General features: G+C 66.7%; 30 protein-coding genes, 1 tRNA gene and 1 riboswitch. Of the genes, 16 read left to right on the top strand and 15 right to left on the bottom strand.

Going from position 1 to position 23,362, the window contains the following annotated elements; genetic code table 11:
* Positions 1-99 precede the first annotated feature (99 nt).
* Positions 100-429 carry a carboxymuconolactone decarboxylase family protein gene (locus LGM89_RS30755; RefSeq protein WP_011351062.1) on the bottom strand — a complete coding sequence of 110 codons (330 nt, stop codon included), beginning with the start codon at positions 427-429 and terminating at the stop codon, positions 100-102.
* A gap of 129 nt (positions 430-558) precedes the next feature.
* Between LGM89_RS30755 and LGM89_RS30750 the strand changes: the two genes are divergently transcribed.
* The 8 genes from LGM89_RS30750 (at position 559) to LGM89_RS30715 (ending at position 7,797) form a co-directional block, all read left to right on the top strand.
* Entirely contained in the window at positions 559-1,506 is a 948-nt protein-coding gene (locus LGM89_RS30750) for a cupin domain-containing protein (RefSeq protein WP_226274921.1), read from the top strand.
* Positions 1,507-1,609: 103 nt separating this feature from the next.
* Complete coding sequence (gene yiaA / locus LGM89_RS30745) at positions 1,610-2,053, top strand: inner membrane protein YiaA (protein WP_069249222.1); 444 nt, start codon at positions 1,610-1,612, stop codon at positions 2,051-2,053.
* Positions 2,054-2,192: 139 nt separating this feature from the next.
* Positions 2,193-3,257 carry a glycosyltransferase gene (locus LGM89_RS30740; protein ID WP_226274920.1) on the top strand — a complete coding sequence of 355 codons (1,065 nt, stop codon included), beginning with the start codon at positions 2,193-2,195 and terminating at the stop codon, positions 3,255-3,257.
* Positions 3,258-3,322: 65 nt separating this feature from the next.
* Positions 3,323-4,339 carry a hypothetical protein gene (locus tag LGM89_RS30735; protein WP_226274919.1) on the top strand — a complete coding sequence of 339 codons (1,017 nt, stop codon included), beginning with the start codon at positions 3,323-3,325 and terminating at the stop codon, positions 4,337-4,339.
* On the top strand, positions 4,336-5,085 hold the full coding sequence (locus LGM89_RS30730) for a hypothetical protein (RefSeq protein WP_226204430.1): 750 nt from the start codon (positions 4,336-4,338) through the stop codon (positions 5,083-5,085). Before LGM89_RS30735 ends, LGM89_RS30730 begins: the two co-directional genes overlap by 4 nt.
* Positions 5,082-6,239, top strand: coding sequence for a hypothetical protein (locus tag LGM89_RS30725; RefSeq protein WP_226274918.1), 1,158 nt, complete (start codon positions 5,082-5,084; stop codon positions 6,237-6,239). The genes LGM89_RS30730 and LGM89_RS30725 overlap by 4 nt, the downstream gene beginning before the upstream one ends.
* Positions 6,215-6,853: a phosphatase PAP2 family protein gene (locus LGM89_RS30720; protein ID WP_226274917.1), complete on the top strand. Its 639-nt coding sequence runs from the start codon at positions 6,215-6,217 to the stop codon at positions 6,851-6,853. The genes LGM89_RS30725 and LGM89_RS30720 overlap by 25 nt, the downstream gene beginning before the upstream one ends.
* Positions 6,850-7,797, top strand: coding sequence for a fatty acid desaturase family protein (locus LGM89_RS30715; RefSeq protein ID WP_226274916.1), 948 nt, complete (start codon positions 6,850-6,852; stop codon positions 7,795-7,797). The genes LGM89_RS30720 and LGM89_RS30715 overlap by 4 nt, the downstream gene beginning before the upstream one ends.
* A 147-nt stretch (positions 7,798-7,944) precedes the next feature.
* On the opposite strand, the gene LGM89_RS30710 is transcribed toward LGM89_RS30715, so the two are convergent.
* From LGM89_RS30710 to LGM89_RS30670, 9 genes are all read right to left on the bottom strand, one after another.
* Positions 7,945-8,021 (bottom strand) — tRNA-Lys (locus LGM89_RS30710).
* 108 nt (positions 8,022-8,129) lie between these two features.
* Positions 8,130-8,879, bottom strand: coding sequence for a tol-pal system protein YbgF (gene ybgF / locus LGM89_RS30705; RefSeq protein WP_071333989.1), 750 nt, complete (start codon positions 8,877-8,879; stop codon positions 8,130-8,132).
* Positions 8,880-8,898: 19 nt separating this feature from the next.
* Positions 8,899-9,411 (bottom strand): peptidoglycan-associated lipoprotein Pal, encoded by a 513-nt coding sequence (gene pal / locus LGM89_RS30700; RefSeq protein WP_089424598.1) that lies wholly within the window; start codon positions 9,409-9,411, stop codon positions 8,899-8,901.
* 17 nt (positions 9,412-9,428) lie between these two features.
* Positions 9,429-10,724, bottom strand: coding sequence for a Tol-Pal system beta propeller repeat protein TolB (tolB, locus tag LGM89_RS30695; RefSeq protein ID WP_043189432.1), 1,296 nt, complete (start codon positions 10,722-10,724; stop codon positions 9,429-9,431).
* A gap of 109 nt (positions 10,725-10,833) precedes the next feature.
* The gene (gene tolA, locus LGM89_RS30690; protein WP_089494168.1) at positions 10,834-11,886 is read right to left on the bottom strand and encodes a cell envelope integrity protein TolA; all 1,053 of its coding nucleotides are present in this window, start codon (positions 11,884-11,886) and stop codon (positions 10,834-10,836) included.
* Positions 11,883-12,332, bottom strand: a complete 450-nt coding sequence (tolR, locus tag LGM89_RS30685) for a protein TolR (protein WP_011351075.1) — start codon at positions 12,330-12,332, stop codon at positions 11,883-11,885. The genes tolA and tolR overlap by 4 nt, the downstream gene beginning before the upstream one ends.
* 10 nt (positions 12,333-12,342) lie before the next feature.
* Entirely contained in the window at positions 12,343-13,020 is a 678-nt protein-coding gene (tolQ, locus tag LGM89_RS30680) for a protein TolQ (protein WP_021157170.1), read from the bottom strand.
* 130 nt (positions 13,021-13,150) lie between these two features.
* A complete protein-coding gene (gene ybgC / locus LGM89_RS30675; RefSeq protein WP_089424600.1) occupies positions 13,151-13,636 on the bottom strand; it encodes a tol-pal system-associated acyl-CoA thioesterase in 486 nt (161 codons plus the stop codon).
* A gap of 102 nt (positions 13,637-13,738) precedes the next feature.
* Positions 13,739-14,485 carry an SDR family NAD(P)-dependent oxidoreductase gene (locus LGM89_RS30670; protein ID WP_089445009.1) on the bottom strand — a complete coding sequence of 249 codons (747 nt, stop codon included), beginning with the start codon at positions 14,483-14,485 and terminating at the stop codon, positions 13,739-13,741.
* Positions 14,486-14,665: 180 nt separating this feature from the next.
* A riboswitch (ZMP/ZTP riboswitch) is annotated at positions 14,666-14,766 on the top strand.
* Between the two features lie 137 nt (positions 14,767-14,903).
* Between LGM89_RS30670 and glyA the strand changes: the two genes are divergently transcribed.
* The 7 genes from glyA (at position 14,904) to LGM89_RS30635 (ending at position 19,692) form a co-directional block, all read left to right on the top strand.
* Positions 14,904-16,151, top strand: a complete 1,248-nt coding sequence (glyA, locus tag LGM89_RS30665) for a serine hydroxymethyltransferase (protein ID WP_021157166.1) — start codon at positions 14,904-14,906, stop codon at positions 16,149-16,151.
* A 6-nt stretch (positions 16,152-16,157) separates the two neighbouring features.
* Entirely contained in the window at positions 16,158-16,637 is a 480-nt protein-coding gene (nrdR, locus tag LGM89_RS30660) for a transcriptional regulator NrdR (protein WP_006476792.1), read from the top strand.
* A gap of 153 nt (positions 16,638-16,790) precedes the next feature.
* Positions 16,791-17,354 carry a GspH/FimT family pseudopilin gene (locus LGM89_RS30655; RefSeq protein WP_226274915.1) on the top strand — a complete coding sequence of 188 codons (564 nt, stop codon included), beginning with the start codon at positions 16,791-16,793 and terminating at the stop codon, positions 17,352-17,354.
* Entirely contained in the window at positions 17,351-17,761 is a 411-nt protein-coding gene (locus LGM89_RS30650) for a hypothetical protein (RefSeq protein WP_373452527.1), read from the top strand. The genes LGM89_RS30655 and LGM89_RS30650 overlap by 4 nt, the downstream gene beginning before the upstream one ends.
* The gene (locus tag LGM89_RS30645) at positions 17,751-18,584 is read left to right on the top strand and encodes a PilW family protein (RefSeq protein ID WP_226274914.1); all 834 of its coding nucleotides are present in this window, start codon (positions 17,751-17,753) and stop codon (positions 18,582-18,584) included. The genes LGM89_RS30650 and LGM89_RS30645 overlap by 11 nt, the downstream gene beginning before the upstream one ends.
* 203 nt (positions 18,585-18,787) lie before the next feature.
* Complete coding sequence (locus LGM89_RS30640; RefSeq protein ID WP_089495242.1) at positions 18,788-19,249, top strand: pilus assembly protein; 462 nt, start codon at positions 18,788-18,790, stop codon at positions 19,247-19,249.
* Entirely contained in the window at positions 19,246-19,692 is a 447-nt protein-coding gene (locus tag LGM89_RS30635; protein WP_089494171.1) for a type IV pilin protein, read from the top strand. Before LGM89_RS30640 ends, LGM89_RS30635 begins: the two co-directional genes overlap by 4 nt.
* A 54-nt stretch (positions 19,693-19,746) precedes the next feature.
* Here the strand turns inward: LGM89_RS30635 and LGM89_RS30630 are convergent, their stop codons facing one another.
* From LGM89_RS30630 to LGM89_RS30615, 4 genes are all read right to left on the bottom strand, one after another.
* Positions 19,747-20,190, bottom strand: coding sequence for a DUF3318 domain-containing protein (locus LGM89_RS30630; RefSeq protein ID WP_089494172.1), 444 nt, complete (start codon positions 20,188-20,190; stop codon positions 19,747-19,749).
* A gap of 43 nt (positions 20,191-20,233) precedes the next feature.
* Entirely contained in the window at positions 20,234-20,623 is a 390-nt protein-coding gene (locus tag LGM89_RS30625) for a phage holin family protein (RefSeq protein ID WP_089494173.1), read from the bottom strand.
* Between the two features lie 123 nt (positions 20,624-20,746).
* A complete protein-coding gene (locus LGM89_RS30620; RefSeq protein ID WP_006494044.1) occupies positions 20,747-21,049 on the bottom strand; it encodes a DUF883 family protein in 303 nt (100 codons plus the stop codon).
* A 19-nt stretch (positions 21,050-21,068) separates the two neighbouring features.
* A complete protein-coding gene (locus tag LGM89_RS30615; RefSeq protein ID WP_226204761.1) occupies positions 21,069-21,368 on the bottom strand; it encodes a hypothetical protein in 300 nt (99 codons plus the stop codon).
* Here LGM89_RS30615 and LGM89_RS30610 point away from each other — a divergent pair.
* Positions 21,367-22,005, top strand: a complete 639-nt coding sequence (locus tag LGM89_RS30610; protein WP_069247250.1) for a peroxiredoxin — start codon at positions 21,367-21,369, stop codon at positions 22,003-22,005. The genes LGM89_RS30615 and LGM89_RS30610 overlap by 2 nt on opposite strands.
* A 150-nt stretch (positions 22,006-22,155) precedes the next feature.
* On the opposite strand, the gene LGM89_RS30605 is transcribed toward LGM89_RS30610, so the two are convergent.
* A complete protein-coding gene (locus tag LGM89_RS30605) occupies positions 22,156-23,343 on the bottom strand; it encodes an acyl-CoA dehydrogenase (RefSeq protein ID WP_046545018.1) in 1,188 nt (395 codons plus the stop codon).
* Positions 23,344-23,362 lie beyond the last annotated feature (19 nt).

Here is a 23,362-nt window from a genome sequence, read left to right as displayed (position 1 = left end):
GATTGCCTTGCCTGCCCGGATGCGCGATGCGCAACCGGGCGGCCTGCGGCCCATCCGACCGGGCGCCGCCACGCGACGGCAGCGCCGCGGCCGTCGAGCTCACTCGCCGAGCGCGTCCATCACGCGCGCCGAATAGACGAGCGCCGCACCCGCGTTCAGCGCAATCGCGACGCCGAGCGCTTCCGCCACTTCCTCCTTGGTCGCACCATGCTTGGCCGCTTCGGCGGTGTGCACGGCGATACAGCCGTCGCAGCGCGTCGTGACGGCGACCGCGAGCGCGATCAGTTCGCGCGTCTTCGCGTCGAGATGGCCGGTCTTGGCACCGGCGCCCGACAGCGCCTTGTAGCCGGCCAGCGTATCGGGCGACAGCTTGGCGATCTCGCCGATGCGCGTCGAGAGTTCCTTCCGATATTCGTTCCAGTTCAGCATGATGCGTCCTTTCGAGTAGGGGTGAGGAGGGCGGCGGGTGCCGCGATCTCGGGCGATGCAGGGCTATTCTGATCGTTCGCGTTGAGGGTTTCGATACGCTAGAGTGTCAATTTTTAGCGCGATCGTCTCATGGATGCGTTGAGTCAACTCCTGTCGCTGGGCCGCAGCCATGTCGAGCTCGACGTGCGCTGCCTGCTCGACGGGCCGTTCGCGATGCCGCACGACCCGCTGCCGTCCGGCGAGGCGGCGTTTCACCTGGTGCTGGCCGGAACCTGCCGGCTGCGTACCGCGGACGGGCGCACGCTGCAGCTCGCCGACGGCGATTTCGTGCTGCTGCCCGCGGGTGGCGCGCACGACCTGCTCGACGCAGGGGACGGCCGGTCGCGGCCGGCTGCGGCGCTACGCGAACAGGGCGCCGGCGGCGGCGCGGTGCTGCCGCTCAAGTCGAATCTCGATCCGGCCGAACCGGGCGGCGCGAGCGTGGACCTGCTGTGCGGGCGGTTCGTCTATGCGCGCGGCGCGGGCGAACTGCTGATGCGCACGCTGCCGCCCGTGCTGCATGTCGGGTTGCGCGATGCGTCGGGGTTCGCGCCGCTGCAACTGCTGACGAGCGTGCTGCGCACCGAGGCGTCGAACGGGCAGCCGGGCGCCGGCGCGATCGTGAACGCGCTCGGCCAGGCGCTCCTCGCGTACGCGTTGCGCGCATACGGTCGGGGTGCGCGCGTGCCGTCCGGCTGGCTGGCGCTGGCGGCCGACGCGCGGCTCGGCCCGTCGGTCCAGGCCGTGCTGCAGGCGCCGGGGAAACCGTGGACGGTCGAGTCGCTCGGCGACGCGTCCGCGATGTCGCGCGCGACGTACGCACGGCATTTCCGCGAGCGGGCCGGGATGAGCGTCGGCGCGTTCGTCGCGCAGATCCGGATGATGCACGCGTGCGCGCTGCTGCAGGACACGCAGCGCGGTCAGGCGGAAATCGGGCAGGCGGTCGGCTACCAGTCCGAAGCCGCCTTCGGCAAGGCGTTTCGCGCCGTGCTCGGCACGACGCCGGGACGTTGGCGGCGGGCGCAGCGCGGCATGTAAGACTGCAAGCGAGGCTGTCGTGGCACGCGCCAAAGCTGCTACCATGCGCGAAACGCAGTTCAACGAAAACGATTTCGAACAAGAAGAAAGAGAGGGCAAAGCAATGAACCAGACCACCATCCAGCAGCCGTCGTTCGCGTTCGTGGCCGCGTCGTGGGCCGCGCTGCTCGCCGGTTTCGCGGCATTCCTGATCGGTCTCTGGAATGCCGGCATGCAGCTCAACGAGAAGGGCTACTACTTCACCGTGCTGGTGTTCGGTCTCTATGCGGCCATTTCGCTGCAGAAGAGCGTCCGCGATCGCGCGGAAGGCATTCCCGTCACCGGCATCTACTACGGCCTCAGCTGGATCGCGCTGCTGCTGTCGATCGCGTTGCTGGTCGTCGGCCTCTTCAACGCGACGCTGCAGTTGAGCGAAAAGGGCTTCTACGCGATGTCGTTCGTGCTCGCGCTGTTCGGCTCGGTCGCCGTGCAGAAGAACACGCGTGACCTGCAGAACGCGAAGCCGCGCTATCCCGACGCCGAATCGGCGCCGTCCGTCCAGGAGTGACGGCCCGCGAAGCGGGCGCCTTCCAGGCCGCCTGCTTTGCGACGACGGTCGCGGGCGACCCGCATTCGCCGATGCGCGGCGGGCTCCCCGCCCATTCGTTTCATCCATGCCGGTGCGCATGACGATGGAGATATTCCGGATGCCACACTTCACAGACACCACGCGGCATACCCGCGCGGCTGCTCGCGCCGTGGCGGCGCGGGCAGCGCTCGTGCTCGAGACGAACAACCTGCGCGGCGGCGCGGGGCTCGTGCAGGCCGTCGACAGCCTGAAGCGTCTCGTCTCGGCGCTGTCGAAGCAGACCGTGCCGCCCGCGGCGCTCGCGCAATGGATCATCACGCACGACGGGCTGCCGGCCGATGCGTGCCAGGAGATCGCCGCGCTGGCCGGCCGCCCGATCGACTTCGTCGAGATCGGCGCGAGCACCGGCTACTACGATGCGAAGAACGACGGGTTCGATCGCGTCGACGCGGCCCGCTGCGACATCGTCGTGTTCGGCGATGCCGATTGCCGGCCGGCCGACGACTGGCTCGAGCATCTGCTCGCACCGTTCGCGCGCGAAGCCGGCGATGCGCCCGCCGCGGTGGCGGGGCGCACCAGCTATGCGCCGACCGTGCTCGGCACCGCGCTGACGTCGATCGATTTCATGTATTTCCCGAGCCCGCTGCGTGACGGTGCGACGCGCAATTTCTACGCGAACAACGTCGCGTTCCGGCGCGACGTGTTCGCGCGGTTCCGCTACGAGCCGCTCGACGGCGTCTATCGCGCGCATTGCCAGGTGATGGGGCTGCGGATGCAGGCAGCTGGTGTAGCCGTCGAGTTCGCGCCGGCCGCGCACACCGAACATCGGCTGCCGGACACGCAACGCGAATCGCTGAAGCTGCGCTGGATGCGCGGCGAGGACAGCGTCGGGCTGACACCGTATCTCGTGAACGCGTACCTGCCGCGCGGCTGGCAGTGGCTCGGTCGCAGCGGCCCGCTCGGCCCGTTCTGCGTAATGGCGATGCGGCTCGGCTACAGCCTGCGCGCGCTGAATCATCAGCAGTTGCCGCAGCGAGGCGTCGTCCGCTATCTCGCGGCCGTCGGCGTCACGATCGCGGCGTCCGCCATCGATACGCTCGGCGCGCTCGCACGCGGTTTCGGTCTCACCGGGCATGCATCGGCCCGGCGCGATCTCGACGCGCTGTCCTATCACCGTCATTGAACCGGCGCCGCGCATCACGCGCGGCCACGACACGCCGACCCCCTGCACCCATCCTGACAACGACCATGTCCACGCTCGCCACCCGTGTTGCCTGCCTCGCCCTGTTTGTCGCCAGCGCTGGCGCCCATGCCGCGCCGGTCGACCATGCGGGGCGCGGGATCTACCACTTCGCATCGCAAAGCGGCTGCCCGTTCGCGAACGCGGCCGCCGCGGACTGCAATCGCGTCGCGCTCGATGCGCCGGACGTTCACGCGAGCATCGATACCGATGCGCACGCGATCGTCTTCTCGAGCGATGCGACGCGCCGCACGAAGGACGTGCTCGGCGACGTGCTGCTGCAGGGCACGGGCGTCGACGGCGAAGGCCGGCGCGTGCCGCTGAGCGTGCACGTGCTGCTGCGTCGCGACGGCGCGAAATGGGACCGCGACGTGTACGTCCATGCGCCCGTGCACGGCACGTTCACCGACGTTCGGATCGATCCGTATCGCGTGCGCGTGAAGGAAGGCGAGGGCGAGCGTGACGTACTCACGCCAGACGAAACGCTGGCGCTGTTCGCGCATCCGTCGCTTGCATCGCGGCTCGCGCGGCATCTCGTGAAGGTGAGCGCGACCGATCCGAAGCAGCCGTTCGCGGACGACATCACGATTGGGCTCGGCGTCGGCGGCCTGACGAAGTCGGTCGCGCGTGCGAGCTTTGCATCGAACGCGCCGCACGATGCCGACGTCGATCGCGCGCTCGCATCCGGCACGTGGACGATTCGCTTCGATGCGCTGAGCAATCACATTCCGGTGTGGGTCGCCCGGCGCGAGCTGTTCCTGTTCGGCCTCGACGGCAGTGCGCTGGTGAAGGACGTGCTCACGCGCGGCTTCAGGAAGAACGACCGGATCGAATTCGGCGCGCATGACGGCAACGGCTATCTGCGCGTCAACGGCCGCGAGGAAGCATTTGCGGGGGCAGCCGCATCCGCGCACGCATTCATGCAGGAAAGTTTCATCGGCCTGATCCTCGGATGGCGTCGCGATCCGGCTGGCGCTGCGGCGGCTGCGACGAAATCCGCGTCTGCACGAGGCGAGCCGGCATGAGCGCGGCAGGCGAACTGCCGGCGTCGCCGCAGGCAGCGCACGATGCACGCTTCGAATGTATCGAGGCGCCGGTGCCGCGCGGCGCGGCGCGGGTGCGCGCGTACCTCGTCGATCGCCTCAAGCGGGCGGCGATCCGGCGGTTGCATCGCAGCGTACATGGCGAGCGCTGGGTGCTGCGCATGTACCTGATCGGCGAGGAAGCGACCGAGTGCGCATTGCACGAGGACTGGACCGGACAGCCGCCGGATTGGCTTGCGCCGCGGATCGAGCAGCACCTCGCGGACGAGCGTCGCCACGCGGCTGCATTCGCCGATGCGCTGCGCGAGCGCGGCGTCGCGCCGTCGACTGCATCGCATGAGCCTGACTGGTTGAGCCGGCGCAAGATCATGCGATGGCGTCGGCTCGCGCAGCGCCATGCGCCGCATTTCTCGCAAGGCGTACTGGTGCCGGCCTATGCGACGGGCCTTTGCGCGGAACAGATGGCGATGCGCGTGCTCGCGCGTCACTGCGCGACGATCGGCGATGCCCATCCGTTGTATCCGCTGCTCTCGCGCGTGCTCGCCGACGAGACACGGCATGTCCGGCTCTGCTCGGACACGCTGCGCCGTCTGGTTGCACCGTCCGAGGCGGCGCATCTCGCCGCGTTGCTGAACGAGATCCGCGCGATCGAGGCCGGTTTCGGCGTGACGGGCGCGCTGGCGATGGTCGCGGCCGGCTGGTTCCAGTCGCTTCGTCCGCGCGCATGATGCCGCGCATCGTCTATCTCGCGACGGCCGACGCACGCGGCCACCTGATGCGCGCGCAACTGCTTGTACATGCGCTGCGTGCGGCCGGCGCGCAGGTCGACGTGCTGACGACGTCCGAGGCGGGGCAGGCGTTCCTGGCTGCATTCGACATCGACGCGGCCGTGCTGTCCCATCACTACGCGGTGCAGTTCGACGAACGCCAGAACATGCTGCGCGACGCGACCGATCGCAATGTCGCGCACTACGTGTTCAGACCGACGCGCATGCTGCGAGACATCGCGCGGTTGCGTGCGATCGTCCGCGATGCCGATCTCGTGATCAACGACTCGTTTCATCCGGCGCTGCTGTTCATGGGGGCGATGCCGGGCTGGCGGCGCCGCATCGTCCACGTGTATGGCGGCAGCCTGCGCCGCGCGTTGACCGCGAATTTCGATGCACGGCTGCCGCGCGCACTGGCGCGTGCATTTGCACGGATCGTCGACTGGCAGATCGATTCGGCGCGGTGCTGCATCGAACACGATTTTGCGTACGATGCCGCCGATGACGTCCGGCGGTCGTGCGCGCATTATCGACTGCCGACGCCAGTGCCGATCGTCGCCGGGCAACCCGCTTCGGAACCGGCTGCAGCCGCCATTTATCTGAACCCGCACTTTCGCGATATCGCGCTCGCCGATGCGTTGTCGGTCGGCCTGCGCGACGCGGGGCTCGCCATCCATCGCGTGGGCGAGGGCTACGCCGGACACGACGGCTGGACCGGGGTCGACGCCGACTGGGTGACGCGCGCCGCCCATGCGCCGCTGATCGTGTCGGCGCCCGGCATGGCCGCGCTGTCGATCGCACGCGTGTATCAGCGCCCGATCCTGCTCGTGCAGTCCGACCAGCCCGAGCAGGCGAGCAACGCCGCGCGCGCCGCGCAACTGCAACTCCTGCATCGCGTCGTCACGTGGCGCGGCGACGCGGCCGTGTTCCAGCGGGACGTCGGGCAGGCTGCCGCCGAGCTGATGCGCCATCCCGGTACGCAGGCAGGAACGATCGCCGGCCGCGAGCATGCGCGTGCGCGCGTCGACGCATGGACGTCGCGCCTCCTCGCGTTGCGTCCGCATGCGAAGGTGGCCGATACGGAGACGCGATGCGAGGCGCCGGCACCACGATGAGTTCGCTGTCGTTTCGTGACGATCGCCGGCCGGATATCCGGCAGATGCTGGCCGCGACGTTCGGCATGGCAGCCGGCCTCGCGATCTTCTTTCTGCTGGAGCGCAGCGTCACGCCGCGCTCCGTGTTTGCCTCGTCGATCGATGCGCGGATTCCGTTCACCGCATGGTCGTGGTTCGTCTATGTCGGCTTCTTTCCGTTCGTGATCGCGCTTGCCGCATATGCGCGGCCGCCCGCGTTCGCCGCGTTCAAGGAGGCCGTGCTGATCGCGTTCGTGCTCGGTGTCGTGTGCTTCCTGCTGTTTCCCGAAGCGGTGCCGCGGCCCGACGTCGCGGAGATCGGCAATACGTTCGTGCGTCACCGTCTCGCACGCATGTGGCAGCTCGATCTCGCGGCCAATGGTTTTCCGAGCCTGCATGTCGCGGTGACCTGCCTCGCCTGCCGGATGCTGACGGACCGTCGACGGCTCGTGACCGCGGCGGTCGGCCTGCTGATCTGCGCGTCGACGCTGACGCTCAAGCAGCATACGGTCGTCGATGTGCTGGGCGGCGTAGCGCTCGCGATGGTCAGTGCGCTGTGGGTCGAGCGGCGATCGCTGCGCGGGAGGTTCGTGTGACGGGTGCCCTTGTTCATCATGCCGGGCCGAATGCCGAGCTTGCTCGGTTCGTGCCCGATCCCGCGCTGTTTCGCGTGAGTGCATTGCGTGTGGGTGCGGCGTTGGCAGGCGACTGGCTGATGATTGCCGTCGCGTTCGCGGTGGCGATCGCGTTTGCGCATCCGCTCGTGTACGCGTTGGCCGCGATCGTGATCGCGCGCAGCCAGCTTGCGCTCGCGGTCATGATGCACGAAGGCGCGCACGGTTTGCTGGCGCGGAACCGGCGCGTCAACGACGCGCTGGGCCAACTGTTCGCGGCCGGCCCGCTGTGGCTGTCGCTGCGAACGTATCGTGCTGGCCATCTGAAGCACCATCGCGCACCGATGGAGGCGGACGATCCCGTCGCGCTGCTGTTCGGCGTGCACGACTATCCGGTGACGCGCGGGCGGCTGATCGGCCGCCTGCTCGCATACGCATGCGGGATCGGCTACGTGACGAGCGTCGTGAAGCTCGCCCGCGGCGAGTTTGCGCATGCGTTGCCGAAGGTCGGGAAGTCGCGCGCGTACGCCGCGTGGGAAGTCGCGTCGATGCTGGCCGGCAACGGTGTGCTGTTCGGCGCGCTCGCATGGGCCGGACATCCGCTGCTGTACGTCACGTTGTGGATCGTGCCGTCCGTCACGCTGCTGCCGCTCGCCGGGCAGGTGCGCGCGATCTTCGAGCATGCGGGGCTGCCGGCCGGTGCCGACCAGAGCCGCAACGCGCGCACGATCGTCCGGCGTTCGTGGCAGACGTTCCTGTTCGGACCGCACGCGATTCATTTTCATATCGAACATCACCTGTTCGCGCGGATGCCGTTCCATCACCTGCCGGTCGTGCATCGGCAGCTTGCGCAGCGGCAGTTGCTGCCCGAGAGCAATCTGTACACGGGATATGGTGGCGTGCTGCGCGACGTGAGCGTGCGCTGACGCACGGGCGGGTGTCCGGTGGCGGAGTAGGGAGAGTGCGGCTGAGTGTGTCGCAGACATCACCGGGATGCCGCGCTTCGATACGGATGCGACAGACGCAAAAAAGCCTCCACTTGGGAGGCTTTGATTTGCACTATCGAAGATAGTTGGTAGGGTGGGAGGGACTCGAACCCTCGACTCTCTGATTAAAAGTCAGATACTCTAACCAACTGAGTTACCACCCCACGTTCTTGAAACCTGTTGGTTCGTTGCTTCAACAACTTGGGCAACGACCCAAAGAGCAAAATATTATAGCGACGGATTGTCAGGCTGTCAACAACCCGCCGCGATAATTATTTGATCGACTCGATCTTGCCCTGCGCGGTCTGCGCTGCATTCGACCCGGCGTACTGCGACACGACCTGCTCGAACGTCTTCTTCGCGGCCGCCTTCTGGCCTTGTTCGAGCTGGTTCGTGCCGATTGCCACCAGCGCGTCGGCTGCGCGCGGATGCTGCGGGAACTTGCTGACGATCCCTTGCCACGTTGCAGTCGAACCGCGGTAGTCGCGCAGCGCGTATTGCGCATTGCCATACCAGTACTGCGCGGTCGGCTGGTAGGGGCTCTGCGGATACTTCGCGATGAACGCGCGGAACGAAGCCGCGGCCGCCTTGAAGTTGCCGTTGCGGAACTGCTGCTGCGCCGCATTGAGCGCATCCGTTTCACCCGGCTGCACGGTGCCTTCGACACCATCGATCGTCGCCTGCTGCGGCTCGAACTTCTTGAGCCGCGTGTCGAGATCCTGGTAGTACTCCTTCTGCTGCCGCTCGAGCGTCGTCAGCCGGTTCGTCAGGTCCTCGTTCTCGCCGCGCAGCGTCGCGACCTGCTGGTTCAGCTGGTCGAGACGGCCGGATTGATCGAGAATCGTACGCTGGGCGGCGGACAACTGGCTCGCCAGATTGTCGGTTTTGCTGCGCAGATCGAGCACGGCGCGGCGCGCTTCGTTGTCGTCGAACACGCCGGCGTGCGCCGGCGCGGCCGACCACGCCGCGCCGGCGACGCAGAATGCTGCGGCAACGCGCAGCAGGGATACACGGTGCGTCATACGGCGATTCTTCCGTTACTTACTGTTGGTAGACGAGGTCGGCGCGACGGTTCTGCGCCCACGATGCTTCGTCGTGACCCGCTGCCTGCGGCTTTTCCTTGCCGAGGCTCACGGCTTCCATTTGCGAATCGTTCACGCCGAGCAGTGCCATCGCACGACGGACCGCTTCCGCACGCTTCTGGCCCAGCGCGAGGTTGTACTCGCTCGTGCCGCGTTCGTCGGTGTTGCCCTGGATCAGCACGTGGCGCTGCGGGTGGCTCTTCAGGTACTGAGCGTGCTGCTGCATCAGCGGCTGGTACTCGTCCTTCACCGAATAGCTGTCGAAGTCGAAGTAGATGCTGCGCTTCGCGAGCGGGCTGTTGGGGTCGTTCAGCGGATCGACGTTCACTTGCGCGACGTTGTCGGCGCTCGGCTGCGTGCTGACGGCACCGCCGGCATTCGCCTTGTCGTCGAGCTTCACGCCCGACTTGCACGCTGCGAGCGCGCTGATCATCATCACGGCCAGGGCCAGACGAGCTTTATTCGACATCATGTTTACTCTCCTTGTGGTCATTGCATGAAGGGCCCCCACGACGGCTCACGTACGGAGCCGCCCTGGACGGACAGGATTTGCGGCGGCGCGCTGCCGTCCGAGGGCACTGCTGCCAGAACATTGCGACCACCCGACTGGGTAGCGTACAGAAGGTACTGGCCGTTTGCCGCGAAGCTCGGCGATTCGTCGCGATTCGTATTCGTGATGGCGTTCGCCGCGCCGGACTGCAGATCCTGAACGTACAGCTTGAAGCCCCCGCCCGTGCGGGAGATGTAAGCGAGCAGCTTGCCGTCCGGGCTGATGCGCGGACTCGTGTTGTAGCTGCCGGTGAAAGTCACGCGCTGCGCGGCGCCGGCGCTTTCGCCCTGTGCCGGCATCCGGTAGATCTGCGGCGCGCCGCCGCGATCGCTCGTGAAGTAGATCCAGCGGCCGTCCGGCGAGTAGAACGGCTCGGTGTCGATCGAGCTGCTCTGCGTGAGGCGGCGCAGGCCGCCGCCCGTCGAGTTGACCGTATAGATTTGCGTGTTACCCGTCAGCGACAGCGCGACGGCCAGCGTGTTGCTGTCCGGCGACCAGGCCGGTGCGCTGTTGTTGCCCTTCTGGTCGGAGACGATATAGCGACGGCCGGTCGGCAGGTCGTGGATGTAGACGATCGGCTTCTTGCGCTCGAACGAGACATACGCGACCTTCGTGCCGCTCGGCGACCAGGACGGCGAGATGATCGGTTCGGTGCTCGACAGCGCGATGCGCGCGTTCTGGCCGTCCGAATCCGAGATCTGCAACTGGTAGCGGTTACCGGTCTTGATCACGTACGACAGGCGCGTGGCGAACACGCCGCGCACGCCGAGCAGCTTCTGGTAGATGTAGTCGGCGATCTTGTGGCCGGCCGTGCGCAGCGTGGTGTCGGTGGCCGTCAGGGACAGGCCGCCGAGGCTTTGCTGCTTCACGGTGTCGTACAGGATGAAGTTGACCTTGTACTGGCCGTTCGCCTCGCGGTTCACGCTGCCGGCGACGAACGCATTCGCGCCCTTGGCCTTCCATGCGCCGAGATCGACCGATGCGCTCTCCGGCACGGGCGTGCTGCCGGCGTCGATGTTGGTGAATTTGCCGCTGCGGGCGAGGTCGGCGCGGACGATCGACGTGACCTGCTGCGGCAGGTTCGCCTCATTCGCGAAATTCGCCGTGGCGATGGGGAACTGGGTCGACCCGACACCGGTGATCAGCACGTTGACCTGGGCGTTAGCGGCGCTGCCCGCCGTAATCAGACACGAGGCCACGAGTGCCCTGAAACCTAGCTTTGTCATCAAACTCATGCTTCTTGCTTCCCGTATGGCTTGGATCGCTGCGCAACGGCAGAGACAGTAAAAATACCCGATTCGTTCCCGTCCGACAGCGACGCCCGGAGTGTAAGCGCAATTCTTTTCACTCCGCCGCCTTGAAGGTAATCGTAATGTCCGACGGGGTACGACCGTTAGAATCGGGCGGCAACGGGACCGACGCGTGGATTGCACTCACCACGGCTTGATCCCACCCCGAATTCCCGCTGGAGCGGGAAACCGATGCGCTCAATACGTCACCGGACGGCGTGCACCGAATCTTGACGACGGTGGTCAGGCCTGCTCGCTCACCGCCCCAAACGATATTCGGTTTGACGCGGCGGCGCACCTTGTCGGCATAGCCGGGCGTCGCGGCATTGCCGCCTGAGCCCGTGCCCGTGCCGCTTTTCGCGAGGCCTTCGCCGCCGCCTTCACCGGCGCCGGACAGGCCCTGCATCTGTGCCAGGCGTGCGCTGCGCTCGCGGTCGAGCTTCGCGTTCGCTGCCGCATTGGCCTTCGCGCGCGCCGTGGCTTCGGCCTTCGCCTTGGCCTGGGCTTCCGCCTTTGCCTTCGCGGCCGCGTCGGCCTTCGCCTTCGCCGCCTGCTGCGCTTCGAGTTGCGCCTGCTTCTGCTGCTGGAGTTTCTGCTGTTCGAGCTTCTGCTGCTCGGCGAGCTGCTGTTGCTTGAGCTTGTCGGCCTGCTTTTGCTTGTCGCGTTCCGCGGCCTTCTGCGCGGCGAGTGCGGCTGCCTGCGCCGCGAGCTGTGCGCGCCGGGCTTCCTCTTCCTGCTGGGCCTTCAGTTGCTGCGCGCGGCGCTGCTGCTCGAGCAGTGCTTCACGCGCGGCCGCTTCCTGCTGCCGCTTCTTCTGCTGCAGCGCGATGTCGGCCTGCTCGTCGCGCACCGGGGGAGGGGGCGGCGCGACCTTCACGGGCGGTGCGGGTGTGACAACGGGCCGCGGAGCCGGGACATCGGGCACCTCGGTCCACAGCTCGGCTTCGGCGCCGGCCGGCGTGCTGTTCTGCCACTGCACGCCGTGATACAGGAACAGCGCGAGCAGCACGTGCATCAGCGCGGCGAGCGCGAATGCGCGCCAGGTGCCGCGCTCGCGGGGAGGCTGAGGCGGGTAGGCGGAGCTGCGCGTGGATTGCTGCCGGTTCATTGCGATTTGACGAGGAGGCCGACGCGCTTGACGCCGCGCGCCTTCAGATCGGACATCACGGTCATGACGGCATCGTACTGCACCGTCTTGTCGGCCGCGATCACGACCGGCTGGTCGGGATGGTCAGCCTGCCGGGCCACGATGAAGCTGTCGAGCTCGGCCTTCGTCATCGTGTCTTCCTGGGTCGCGCCCGAGTCGCCCTTGTACTTGACGCTCATCGTGCGATCGGCCTTGATGTTGACGACGACGGGCGGCGTCTGCTCCTGCGGCGCGGCGTTGCCGACGGTCGGCAGGTTGATGATCGACGGGGCGACGAGCGGTGCGGTGACCATGAAGATCACGAGCAGCACCAGCATCACGTCGATGTACGGCACGACGTTGATGTCGGCCATTGCGCGGCGCGAGCGGCCGCCGCGCATGCTGGATCGGATGGGGCTTCCTGCCATGGCGCGCTCCTTACTGGGCCTGACGCTGCAGGATGTTCGAGAACTCTTCGATGAAGGTCTCGAAGCGGATCGCGAGGCGGTCGATGTCGTGCGCGTAGCGGTTGTACGCGACCACCGCCGGAATCGCGGCGAACAGGCCGATCGCGGTGGCGACGAGCGCCTCGGCGATGCCCGGTGCGACGTTGGCGAGCGTGGCCTGCTGCACGTTCGCGAGGCCGCGGAACGAGTTCATGATCCCCCAGACCGTGCCGAACAGACCGATGTACGGGCTGACCGAGCCGACCGATGCGAGGAACGCGAGGTTCGCTTCGAGCACGTCCATTTCACGCTGGAACGACGCGCGCATCGCGCGGCGCGCACCGTCGAGCACGAGGCCCGGATCGCTGATGCGTTTTTCCTTCGCCTTCAGGAATTCGCGCATGCCCGATTCGAAGATCCGCTCGAGTGCGCCGATCGTGTGGCGGTTGTTGGCTGCGCTCTGGTACAGCGCCTGCAGGTCGCCGCCCGACCAGAAATCCTTCTCGAAGCGTTCGGTCTGCGCGCGCGCGCGGCGGATCGCAAACCACTTGCGGAAGATGAAGGTCCACGACATCAGCGACAGCAGCAACAGCAGCCCCATCACGGCCTGGGCCAGCACGCTCGCGTTGAGGACGAGGGAAATGATCGACAGGTCTTGAGAAGTGTTCATAGAGGTTTGAGTAACGTCCCTTCGGGGCGCCCGGTATGCGTGTGGCGCGGCGCGCCGGCCATGCCTGGCGCCGAACCTTGCTTAGTATCGAATCAGAAAGGCAAGTTCATAGGCTTTGTCTAAACGGCGCTCATGCGAGCTTCGTTGACAGTGCAGTCTGCCCGTCGTCGATGACGGGCCCGCGCTGCAGCGCGTCGAGCACGGCCGGCGGGATGGCCGCTGGCCGGATGCCGGTACGGTCGACGCAGCCGAGACGGATGTGCCCGGACACGAGCAGCGTGTCTCCGCACCAGGCTTCTTGCGCGAATTCCACCGACGCGCGGCCGATGCGGCCGGGCCGGCTCGTGATCGCCAGCGTGTCGTCGAGTCGCGCCGGGGCGCGGTAGTCGAGCGACGTGCTGCGGACGACGAAGATCGCGTCGGTGTCGTCGGCGAGCTGGCGCTGGTCGATGCCGCATGCGCGCAGCCACTCGGTGCGGGCGCGTTCGAAGAACTTCAGGTAGTTGGCATAGAAGACGATGCCGCCTGCGTCGGTATCCTCGTAGTACACGCGCACCGGCCAGATGAAGCCGGACGGCGCTTCCGGGGAGCGGGTAGGCTGGGTCATGGCGCGCATTCTACCGGAAGGCAAGGGCCTGATTCGTAACCGATTCGTAACGGAATGTAGTATGTCGTAGCACACCGCGGGCCGGCCCGGAGGGGGCTGGCCCGCGTGGCTTCAGCCGCGATGGACGGTCGGGCCGCCGGGGGCTTGCGCGATCGGCATCAGCTCGATCGTGTTGACGTTGACATGCGCCGGGCGGGTCGCGATCCAGTAGATCGTGTCGGCGATGTCCTCGGGCATCAGCGGCTGGACATTGTTGTAGACGTTCGCCGCTTTGGCGTCGTCGCCGCGATAGCGGACGTTCGAGAATTCGGTGCCGCCGCACAGGCCAGGCTCGATGTCGGTGACGCGCAGCGGCGTGCCGAGCAGGTCGGCGCGCAGGTTCAGGCTGAATTGTCTGACGAAAGCCTTGGTCGCGCCGTAGACGTTCCCGCCCGCATAAGGGTACGAACCCGCGACCGAGCCGAGATTGAAGATGTGGCCGCGGCCGCGGTCGATCATGCCGGGCAGCAGCGCGTGCGTGACCGTGACGAGGCCCGTGCAGTTCGTGTCGATCATCGTGTGCCATTCGTCGAGACTGGCCTTTTGGGCCGGCTCGACGCCGAGCGCGAGGCCGGCGTTGTTGACGAGCACGTCGAGCGCCGCGAATTCGGCGGGAAGGGCGGCCGGCACGGCCTCGACGGCCGCGCGATCGCGTACGTCGAGCTCGAGCGGCAGAAGGGAATCGCCGAGTTCGGCGGCGAGCGCATCGAGACGATCCTTGCGGCGCGCGGTCGCGACGACGCGGTGGCCTCCCTTGACGAAGGCACGGGCGATGGCGGCGCCGAAGCCGGCGGACGCGCCTGTGACGAACACGATCATTGCTGCTCCTGGTGGATGACAAAATAGCGAGTGGTATCCCGCAAGCCTACTGAGATTGCCGCACCGCGGCAAGGCGGCACAGCGTTCCCGCACGGGCGCGTAGAGTCTGGCCCCAATTGCTTCCGGCGCACCGCCGTGCGGTTGCCTATTCATGACGCATCCAATACACTAACGCGCTCATCACCCCTGCGTGACTGGCGATAGAACCCTTCGGGTTCAAGGTGGAGCATCCCACCGTGAAGCGCGGGGCGCCGTTTTTGCCGTTCGCCTGGGCAGCCGTTGTGCGCCGTCGCGTGCATCGCCGGTGGCTGTCCTGCCTCGCGTCATACGGATTCTTCCGCCACGTCGAGCTGGTCCCGCCAGCAGCGCACCGTACTCGGCCGCTCCGGTCAACCTGTACACACTTAACGGAAACCGTATGTTTGACAGAGCCCAAAGCACCATTGCGAACGTCGATCCCGAAATCTTTGCCGCGATCGAGCAGGAAAACCGCCGCCAGGAAGATCACATCGAGCTGATCGCGTCGGAAAACTACACGAGCCCGGCCGTGATGGCCGCGCAAGGTTCGCAACTCACGAACAAGTACGCCGAAGGGTATCCGGGCAAGCGCTACTACGGCGGCTGCGAATACGTGGATGTGGTCGAGCAACTGGCGATCGACCGCGTGAAGCAGCTGTTCGGCGCGGAAGCCGCGAACGTGCAGCCGAACTCGGGTTCGCAGGCGAACCAGGGCGTGTTCTTCGCGATGCTCAAGCCGGGCGACACGATCATGGGCATGAGCCTCGCGCACGGCGGCCACCTGACGCACGGCTCGCCGGTGAACATGTCGGGCAAGTGGTTCAACGTGGTGAGCTACGGCCTGAACGAAAACGAAGACATCGACTACGAAGCCGCCGAGAAGCTCGCGCAGGAACACAAGCCGAAGCTGATCGTCGCGGGTGCGTCGGCGTTCTCGCTGAAGATCGATTTCGAGCGTCTGGCGAAGATCGCGAAGTCGGTCGGTGCGTACCTGATGGTCGACATGGCCCACTACGCCGGCCTGATCGCGGCAGGCGTGTACCCGAACCCGGTGCCGCACGCGGATTTCGTGACGACGACGACGCACAAGAGCCTGCGCGGCCCGCGCGGCGGCGTGATCCTGATGAAGGCGGAGTACGAGAAGCCGATCAACTCGGCGATCTTCCCGGGGATCCAGGGCGGCCCGCTGATGCACGTGATCGCGGGCAAGGCGGTGGCGTTCAAGGAAGCGCTGTCGCCGGAGTTCAAGGCGTACCAGGAGAAGGTGGTCGAGAACGCCCGCGTGCTGGCTGAAACGCTGGTGAAGCGCGGCCTGCGGATCGTGTCGGGCCGCACGGAAAGCCACGTGATGCTGGTGGACCTGCGTGCGAAGAACATCACGGGCAAGGCAGCGGAAGCGGCACTGGGCGCGGCGCACATCACGGTGAACAAGAACGCGATCCCGAACGATCCGGAAAAGCCGTTCGTGACGAGCGGCGTGCGCCTGGGTTCGCCGGCGATGACGACGCGCGGCTTCGGTCCGGCGGAAGCGGAGCAGGTGGGCAACCTGATCGCGGACGTGCTGGACAATCCGGAAGATGCAGCGACGATCGAGCGCGTGCGCGCGCAGGTCGCCGAGCTGACCAAGCGTTTCCCGGTCTATCGCTGATCGACGATGCGCTGCCCGTTCTGCCGGCATGACGACACGCAGGTCGTGGATTCCCGCGTGTCCGAAGATGGCGCCGCGATCCGGCGGCGCCGTCGCTGCTCGGCTTGCGACAAGCGCTTCACGACGTACGAGCGGGTCGAGCTGTCCCTGCCGTTCGTCGTGAAGAAGGACGGCAGCCGCACGGAATTCGACCGTCGCAAGATCGTCGCCAGCATGCAACTCGCGCTGCGCAAGCGGCCGGTCGCTGCCGACGCGATCGACGCGGCGGTCGCCCGCATCGAATATCAACTGCTCGCGACAGGCGAGCGCGAAGTGCGTAGCGAGAAACTCGGCGAACTCGTGATGAACGAGTTGCGCGGGCTCGATACGATCGCTTATGTCCGCTTCGCATCGGTGTATCGCCGGTTCGAGGACGTTTCCGAATTTGCCGACGTGATCGAAGAGTTCCGTCGCGCCTCTCCCGCCAAGACTCCCCGTAAGCGCTGACGCGCTGCGTTCGTTCATCGTCTTCTCCGTTGGGTCAGTTCGCGCCGATTGTGTCGGTCGCGATCGCATGCCGCCAGTCAGCCATTCGGCAAATGGTGCGTGTCCGCACGTGTCGCTACAGTCGTCGCATCACCTTGGTGAAGGACGACTGCGATGGGACTGCACGCTCAACCCCTGAAAAATGTATTGCGACGTGCGGGCGGATTCACGCTCGTCGAACTGATGGTTGCCATCTCGCTGGCGGCCGGGCTCGCGCTTTATGCTGCGCCTGCGTTCGACCAGTGGCGCATGCGCGAACGCGTGGATGCACGCTCGCGCGCGTTGCTCGGCGCGCTGTCGTTTGCACGTACCGAGGCGACGCGTCTCGGCGTGCGCGTCACGCTGTGCCGGGCGGGTAGCGCCGGCACCTGTCTGCGTGCGGGTGAACGGTGTGATCCGGCTGAATGGTCGTGTGACTGGATCGTCAGCGGGCAGGTCGACGGGCAGTCGCGCGTGCTGCGGCGCTATCCGCGCGATGCCGAAGTGGCCGTCGCGGGTGCCGCGCACGATCTCGCGTTCGCACCGCCGGTCGGTCAGGCAATCGGTGGTATCCGGCGCTTCGAATTGCGTCCGCGACGCGACGTGTCGGGTGCGGACGATGCGCATGCATCGCGTTGCGTGCGGATCGCGGCAGGCGGGCGGGCCCGGGTTGTCGCCGGCCGTTGCGGCGCGGCGTGAGCGTCCTGCGCAACGCCATGCGCGGCACGTCGCTGATCGAAGCGATGCTGGCCATCGCGCTGCTCGCGACCGTTATGCTGGCTGTAGCGGGCAGCCAGCTTGCGATGGCGCGTGCGCAGCGCGCGACGATCTGGCGTGAACGCGCGCTGTGGCTGGCCGATGCACGTATCGAGCGCTTGCATGTTGCTGCGGAGGCCGGTGATGACCTCGCGGCGCGGGCCACGGCGTCGCTGCCCGGCGGCGCGATGACGCGCGGTGATGGGCCGGACGGCGTTCGCTACACGGTTGTCGGCTGGCGCGGTGGCAATGCGGCCACCGGGCCGCGATGCGAAGCGGCGGGAAGCTCGGCGCAGCCGCCGTCGTGCGTCCGGATTCCGTATCGGGAGGCGGAATCCGATGAACGCTGATCGCCGCATGCGTGCACATACGTTGCTTGAAGTGTTGATTGCGATGACCGTCGGTCTGCTCGTGCTCGCGGCGGCCGGTGCGCTGTACCACGCGCAGCGCGTCGCACAGCGGCGCGCGGACGACGGATTCCGGATGCGCGATGCGGCTGGCGCCGCACTGATGCTGATCGGCCAGCAGATCCAGATGGCCGGATTTCGGCCGCTCGATTTGGAAGGTGTCACGTCGTTGCCGCCCGTGTTCGGCTGTTCGATGGCGCGCGTGAGGGGAGCGGGCGCGCAGGTACGGTGCGAGCCCGTGCGCGGTGCGTCGGACGCATTGCTGATCCGCTATGTCGGCGATGCCGTGTCGACGTGGCTCACCGTGAGCGGCCAGGTGTCGGATTGCCTCGGGCAGGGTGTCGGCGTGTCCGGCGAACGTGCGCCGGTGGAGAACCGCTTCGATGTGCACACCAGTCCGTCGACGGGCGAGCCTGAACTGTATTGCGAAGGAAGCGGCCGTCCGGGCACGCCGCAGCCGGTCGTGTCGGGAATCGATCAGTTACGGGTGCGCTATCTTCGCCGCGACGGCACGCAGTTCGTCGAGGCCGACGCATTGCGCGGCGACGACTGGCGCGATGTCGTGGCCGTGCATGTCTGCGTGCGGGCGCGCGGCGAACCGACGGGCGAGCCGGTGCGGCACGTCGACTGCGACGGCCGCACGGTCGTTGCGCAAGACGGCCGCGTGCGTCTGACGCTCGATCGCATCGTCGCGTTGCGCAATGCCGCGCGCACATTCGACGATACGTCGCGTGATGCCACGGATGAACGCGAGGTGCCGCGATGAACGGAGCGAGGCAATATGCGCGCAAGAGGGCGCGGTGCGTTGCGACACGCAACATGCATGAGCGAATCGATACACGCTGTGACGGTCCGCGGCAGGCTGCAGGTGCGAAAGTCCAAACAGCGAGCCAGCAAGCGCCGTACAGACATTTGCGGTCAGCCAGCCGCGAGTGGCGTCGCGACGCGGGCCTCGCATTGCCTGCGGTGATCGCGGTTGGCGCGGCGGTGGCGGCGCTGACCGGCACGTGGTTCGAAGCAGCACTGACGGAATCGCGCCGCACGCGCGCATTATCCGATCGGCTGGTCGCATTCCACGCAGCCGATGCCGCGCTGGCAGCGTGCACCGCGCGATTGCGCCGTGGCGCGGCGCCGTACGTGAGCGCAGGCGAGTCGCACGAGGAGCCCGACGCGTGGCGGCGCATGCCGGCGCTGGTGGCCGCCGAAGCGTTCGCGCCGTTCGCCGGATGGCCGATGGCCGTTCAACCGCCTCGATGCCTGATCGAAGCGTGGCGCGGGGCGGGGCCGGCCGGCGGCCGCGCTTACGTCGTCACCGCGCGTGGCGTCGGTGCGCATGCATCGAGCGCAGTCTGGCTGCAGCACCAGGTCGCGATCCGTGATGGACACATCGTCGCCCTGCACTGGCGTCGCGTCGCGACGGTACTTCGATGAATGGTCGCGCGTCCGTGTACCGCTCGGCGGGATTCACGCTGATCGAACTGATGATCGTGCTCGCGATCGTTGCAGTGTTGGCCGGATGGGGCGTCCCGTCGTATCGCGAGCATGTCGTGCGCGTTCATCGCGCGTCGGCGGTCGCCGCGTTGTACCGCGCGGCCCAATATCTCGAAACACTGGACGGTGTGCCGCCATCGGCATTGCCGATGGCGCTCACGCAAGCGCCGCCGGACGGGCGCGCAGTCTATCGACTGGCGATCAGGCGGCCGGACCGCGACGATTCGCCGGTGAGCTATGACCTGGAGGCCATCCCGCTCGACACGGGCCCGATGCACGACGACGCGTGCGGTGCATTCACGCTGCGTTCGGACGGGACGAAAGGCAATGTGCGAAGTGGCGGCGCCGACGGACAGATCGCGGCGTGCTGGGGCGTGCGTTGAGTGCGGCAAGGCGCGCCACGGCGCTTGGCCGTGCGCGCGGGATGCCGACGACGGTCAGTCGTCGTGCGTGTCGAGACCACGCTCGTCGCGGGACTGCTTCCAGATCCGGTAGACCTCCCATGCAGCGAAACCGAGGGTGCCCCACTTCAGCGCGGGGCCCGCACTCGCGCGCAGCAGCGAGCGAACGGGTTTGGCGAGCACGAGCGATGCGAGCGAGCTCAGCATCGGATACTGGTTGACGAGCTGTCCGAGGTTCGCGTTCAGGTTCTTGGCAGACTGGCTGAACTTGTTGCTGGACAGGCCGGGGATGAACACCTTGAGCCAGCTGAAGCGCGTCACCGCGCGGCGCATGTCGCCGGCGGCTTCCGCGAGTTCGAGCCGCTCGACTTCGGATCGCAGGATCAGCAGTTCCTTGCGGAGCGCGCGATGCTGCGACGCGCTCCAGTTCGATCGCGACGAATGGGAGCGGGGTGGATTGCCCGTGACGTTCTGGCTCATGGCGCGTCGGCGAAGTAGGTGGGAGGGGTGAGCGCGATTGCGTTCACGGCTTGCCGCGGAACAGTTCGCGGTCTTTCTCGAGTTCGGCGAGCGTCGCCTCGAATACGGTCGGCGCGTCGCGCAGGCCCGAGCGGGCCTTCAATGCGCATGCGATCCCGCTTGCGGCATACAGCGCGGTGATCGCCGCGAGCGACTGCCATCGGTAGGTATCCCAGAACGCGATCGCGATGAGCACGGTCAGGCTGATGAGCGCCATCGTGGCGAGCATCATCGCGGCGAGCCCGAGGAACAGCACGCCCATCAGGCGCTCCTTCTCCTCGGCAAGCTCGATGCCCACCAGTTCGAGGCGCGTTTGCAGAAGGCCGATCGCGGAGCCGACGAGGCGGCGCAGCGGTCCTTGGCCGGACGGCTGCGAGGGGGTGTCTGTCGTCATGGGTAAGGTGCGTGCGCGTGCAGTGTGCAGCCAGGACAAAGCCGGCAGGCGGAAACCGCCGGCTGGCTTCGACGCCCGCAAGCCGCACGACGCGGCCCACGGGACGAAACAGCGCAGAGCGCGTTACTTGCGGTTGATCAGCAGGCCGATCAGCACGCCAACGCCGGCGGCGACGCCGATCGACGTCCACGGATGCTCGTGCACGTAGTCGTCGGTCGCGCGTGCGGCCTTCTTGCCCTTCTCGACCACCACGACCTGGACGTCGGCCGCCTTTTCCTTGGCCTGCTTGAGGCGCGACATGGCTTTCTCGCGCAGCTCGGCCGCACGGTCGCCCGTGCTGCTCGCAGCTTGCTTGAGCAGGTCTTCGGCGTCCGAGAGAACGGTTTTGATATCCGACATCAGTTTCTCCTTGTTGATTTCCGACATTGCAACTCCCTTCGTGCTGTCATGCTGCAGGTTCACATCGTAGCGAAACGCCTGCCTGCTGGCGAGCCGGGAAGACACACAACGGCAGTGCAAGACCGCATGGTAAACGACTTGTAATCATGAACAGAGCGGCAAACGAGGTGAAAAGTTTCCCTGCGGCCGCCTGTCCGGCACCGGCACCAGGCAAAAATGACAAAAAAGTATGAATATCAAACGGAATAATCGTTCGCACGCCCCATTGCTTCCCGTAAGCTGACAGACTTTCCCGCGCCGATCCGGGCGCGGTTTCAACCAGCATCGTTCGAGGAGGGAACATCATGAGTCTGCGTCTTGGCGACATCGCACCGGATTTCGAGCAGGAATCGAGCCTGGGCCCGATCAAGTTTCACGAATGGCTCGGCAACAGCTGGGGCGTCCTGTTCTCCCATCCGGCCGACTACACGCCGGTGTGCACGACCGAACTCGGGCTGACCTCGAAGCTGAAGGGCGAATTCGAGAAACGCAATGTAAAAGTGATCGCGCTGTCGGTCGACGGTGTCGAGTCGCACAAGGGCTGGATCAACGACATCAACGACACGCAGTCGACGGTCGTCGGCTTCCCGATCATCGCCGATGCGGACCGCAAGGTTTCGCAGCTGTACGACATGATCCACCCGAACGCGAACGAAACGCTGACGGTGCGTTCGCTGTTCGTGATCGACCCGAACAAGAAGGTGCGGCTCACCATCACGTACCCGGCCAGCACGGGGCGCAACTTCGACGAAGTGCTGCGCGTGATCGACTCGCTGCAGCTGACCGACAACTACAAGGTCGCGACGCCCGGCAACTGGAAGGACGGCGACGACGTCGTGATCGTCCCGTCGCTGCAGGATCCGGAAGAGCTGAAGAAGCGCTTTCCGAAGGGCTTCAACGCGGTGCGTCCGTATCTGCGCCTCACGCCCCAGCCGAACAAGTAAGCATCGGCTGCAGAGGAGCGCGCTACCGGGCCGGCGGCACGGTGCGCGGATCCGATGAAAAACGGCCCGTCCGGCATGACTACCGGGCGGGCCGTGTCTTTTGCGCGAGCACGGCGCGGCGCGGTTGCCGCGCTCGCCGCATCCGGACGATCAGAAGAATGCCTGGATGCCCGTTTGCGCGCGGCCGAGGATCAGTGCGTGGATGTCGTGCGTGCCTTCGTACGTGTTGACCACTTCGAGGTTCACGAGGTGGCGCGCGACGCCGAATTCGTCGGAGATACCGTTGCCGCCGAGCATGTCGCGCGCGAGTCGTGCGATGTCGAGCGCCTTGCCGCACGAGTTGCGCTTCATGATCGACGTGATCTCGACGGCCGCCGTGCCTTCGTCCTTCATCCGGCCGAGGCGCAGCACGCCTTGCAGGCCGAGCGTGATTTCGGTCTGCATGTCGGCGAGCTTCTTCTGGATCAGCTGGTTCGCGGCGAGCGGCCGGCCGAACTGCTGGCGGTCGAGCACGTACTGGCGCGCGGTGTGCCAGCAGGACTCGGCGGCGCCGAGCGCGCCCCATGCGATCCCGTAGCGCGCCGAGTTCAGGCACGTGAACGGGCCGCGCAGGCCGCTCACGTTCGGCATCAGGTTCTCTTCCGGCACGAACACCTCGTCGAGGACGATCTCGCCGGTGATCGACGCGCGCAGCCCGACCTTGCCGTGGATCGCGGGCGCCGACAGGCCTTTCCAGCCTTTCTCGAGGATGAAGCCGCGGATCGCGTCCTTGCCGTTCTCTTCGAGCTTCGCCCACACGACGAACACGTCGGCGATCGGCGAGTTCGTGATCCACATCTTCGCGCCGGACAGCGAGTAGCCGCCGGGCACTTTCTTCGCGCGGGTGACCATGCTGCCCGGATCGGAGCCGTGGTTCGGCTCGGTCAGCCCGAAGCAGCCGATCCATTCGCCGGTGGCGAGTTTCGGCAGGTACTTCTGCTTCTGCGCGTCGGAGCCGAATTCGTGGATCGGGACCATCACGAGCGACGACTGCACGGACATCATCGACCGGTAGCCCGAGTCGACGCGCTCGACTTCGCGGGCGATCAGGCCGTAGCTCACGTAGTTGAGGCCGGGGCCGCCGTATTCCTCGGGAATCGTCGGGCCGAGCAGGCCGACTTCGCCCATTTCGCGGAAGATTTCGGCGTCGGTGCGTTCGTGGCGGAACGCTTCGGTGACGCGCGGTGCGAGCTTGTCCTGCGCGTACGCTTGCGCGGCGTCACGCACCATCCGCTCTTCTTCGGTCAGTTGCTGGTCGAGCAGCAGCGGATCGTCCCAATGAAAAGTTGCAGCACTCATCGTCTCATCTCCTGTCGAC

It is taken from the genome of Burkholderia sp. AU31624 (assembly GCF_020420065.1).
Taxonomy (GTDB): Bacteria; Pseudomonadota; Gammaproteobacteria; order Burkholderiales; family Burkholderiaceae; genus Burkholderia.
The sequence above is the reverse complement of the archived record's forward strand: the minus strand, read 5'-3'. Positions and strand labels throughout refer to the sequence as shown.

Bases quoted from the DNA above. Each gene is read 5' to 3' on its own strand.
- LGM89_RS30755 (WP_011351062.1), bottom strand. From the start codon at position 429: ATGCTGAACTGGAACGAATATCGGAAGGAACTCTCGACGCGCATCGGC.
- LGM89_RS30750 (WP_226274921.1), top strand. From the start codon at position 559: ATGGATGCGTTGAGTCAACTCCTGTCGCTGGGCCGCAGCCATGTCGAG.
- yiaA (WP_069249222.1), top strand. From the start codon at position 1,610: ATGAACCAGACCACCATCCAGCAGCCGTCGTTCGCGTTCGTGGCCGCG.
- LGM89_RS30740 (WP_226274920.1), top strand. From the start codon at position 2,193: ATGCCACACTTCACAGACACCACGCGGCATACCCGCGCGGCTGCTCGC.
- LGM89_RS30735 (WP_226274919.1), top strand. From the start codon at position 3,323: ATGTCCACGCTCGCCACCCGTGTTGCCTGCCTCGCCCTGTTTGTCGCC.
- LGM89_RS30730 (WP_226204430.1), top strand. From the start codon at position 4,336: ATGAGCGCGGCAGGCGAACTGCCGGCGTCGCCGCAGGCAGCGCACGAT.
- LGM89_RS30725 (WP_226274918.1), top strand. From the start codon at position 5,082: ATGATGCCGCGCATCGTCTATCTCGCGACGGCCGACGCACGCGGCCAC.
- LGM89_RS30720 (WP_226274917.1), top strand. From the start codon at position 6,215: ATGCGAGGCGCCGGCACCACGATGAGTTCGCTGTCGTTTCGTGACGAT.
- ybgF (WP_071333989.1), bottom strand. From the start codon at position 8,879: ATGACGCACCGTGTATCCCTGCTGCGCGTTGCCGCAGCATTCTGCGTC.
- pal (WP_089424598.1), bottom strand. From the start codon at position 9,411: ATGATGTCGAATAAAGCTCGTCTGGCCCTGGCCGTGATGATGATCAGC.
- tolB (WP_043189432.1), bottom strand. From the start codon at position 10,724: ATGAGTTTGATGACAAAGCTAGGTTTCAGGGCACTCGTGGCCTCGTGT.
- tolA (WP_089494168.1), bottom strand. From the start codon at position 11,886: ATGAACCGGCAGCAATCCACGCGCAGCTCCGCCTACCCGCCTCAGCCT.
- tolR (WP_011351075.1), bottom strand. From the start codon at position 12,332: ATGGCAGGAAGCCCCATCCGATCCAGCATGCGCGGCGGCCGCTCGCGC.
- tolQ (WP_021157170.1), bottom strand. From the start codon at position 13,020: ATGAACACTTCTCAAGACCTGTCGATCATTTCCCTCGTCCTCAACGCG.
- ybgC (WP_089424600.1), bottom strand. From the start codon at position 13,636: ATGCGCGCCATGACCCAGCCTACCCGCTCCCCGGAAGCGCCGTCCGGC.
- LGM89_RS30670 (WP_089445009.1), bottom strand. From the start codon at position 14,485: ATGATCGTGTTCGTCACAGGCGCGTCCGCCGGCTTCGGCGCCGCCATC.
- glyA (WP_021157166.1), top strand. From the start codon at position 14,904: ATGTTTGACAGAGCCCAAAGCACCATTGCGAACGTCGATCCCGAAATC.
- nrdR (WP_006476792.1), top strand. From the start codon at position 16,158: ATGCGCTGCCCGTTCTGCCGGCATGACGACACGCAGGTCGTGGATTCC.
- LGM89_RS30655 (WP_226274915.1), top strand. From the start codon at position 16,791: ATGGGACTGCACGCTCAACCCCTGAAAAATGTATTGCGACGTGCGGGC.
- LGM89_RS30645 (WP_226274914.1), top strand. From the start codon at position 17,751: ATGAACGCTGATCGCCGCATGCGTGCACATACGTTGCTTGAAGTGTTG.
- LGM89_RS30635 (WP_089494171.1), top strand. From the start codon at position 19,246: ATGAATGGTCGCGCGTCCGTGTACCGCTCGGCGGGATTCACGCTGATC.
- LGM89_RS30630 (WP_089494172.1), bottom strand. From the start codon at position 20,190: ATGAGCCAGAACGTCACGGGCAATCCACCCCGCTCCCATTCGTCGCGA.
- LGM89_RS30625 (WP_089494173.1), bottom strand. From the start codon at position 20,623: ATGACGACAGACACCCCCTCGCAGCCGTCCGGCCAAGGACCGCTGCGC.
- LGM89_RS30620 (WP_006494044.1), bottom strand. From the start codon at position 21,049: ATGTCGGAAATCAACAAGGAGAAACTGATGTCGGATATCAAAACCGTT.
- LGM89_RS30610 (WP_069247250.1), top strand. From the start codon at position 21,367: ATGAGTCTGCGTCTTGGCGACATCGCACCGGATTTCGAGCAGGAATCG.
- LGM89_RS30615 (WP_226204761.1), bottom strand. From the start codon at position 21,368: ATGATGTTCCCTCCTCGAACGATGCTGGTTGAAACCGCGCCCGGATCG.
- LGM89_RS30605 (WP_046545018.1), bottom strand. From the start codon at position 23,343: ATGAGTGCTGCAACTTTTCATTGGGACGATCCGCTGCTGCTCGACCAG.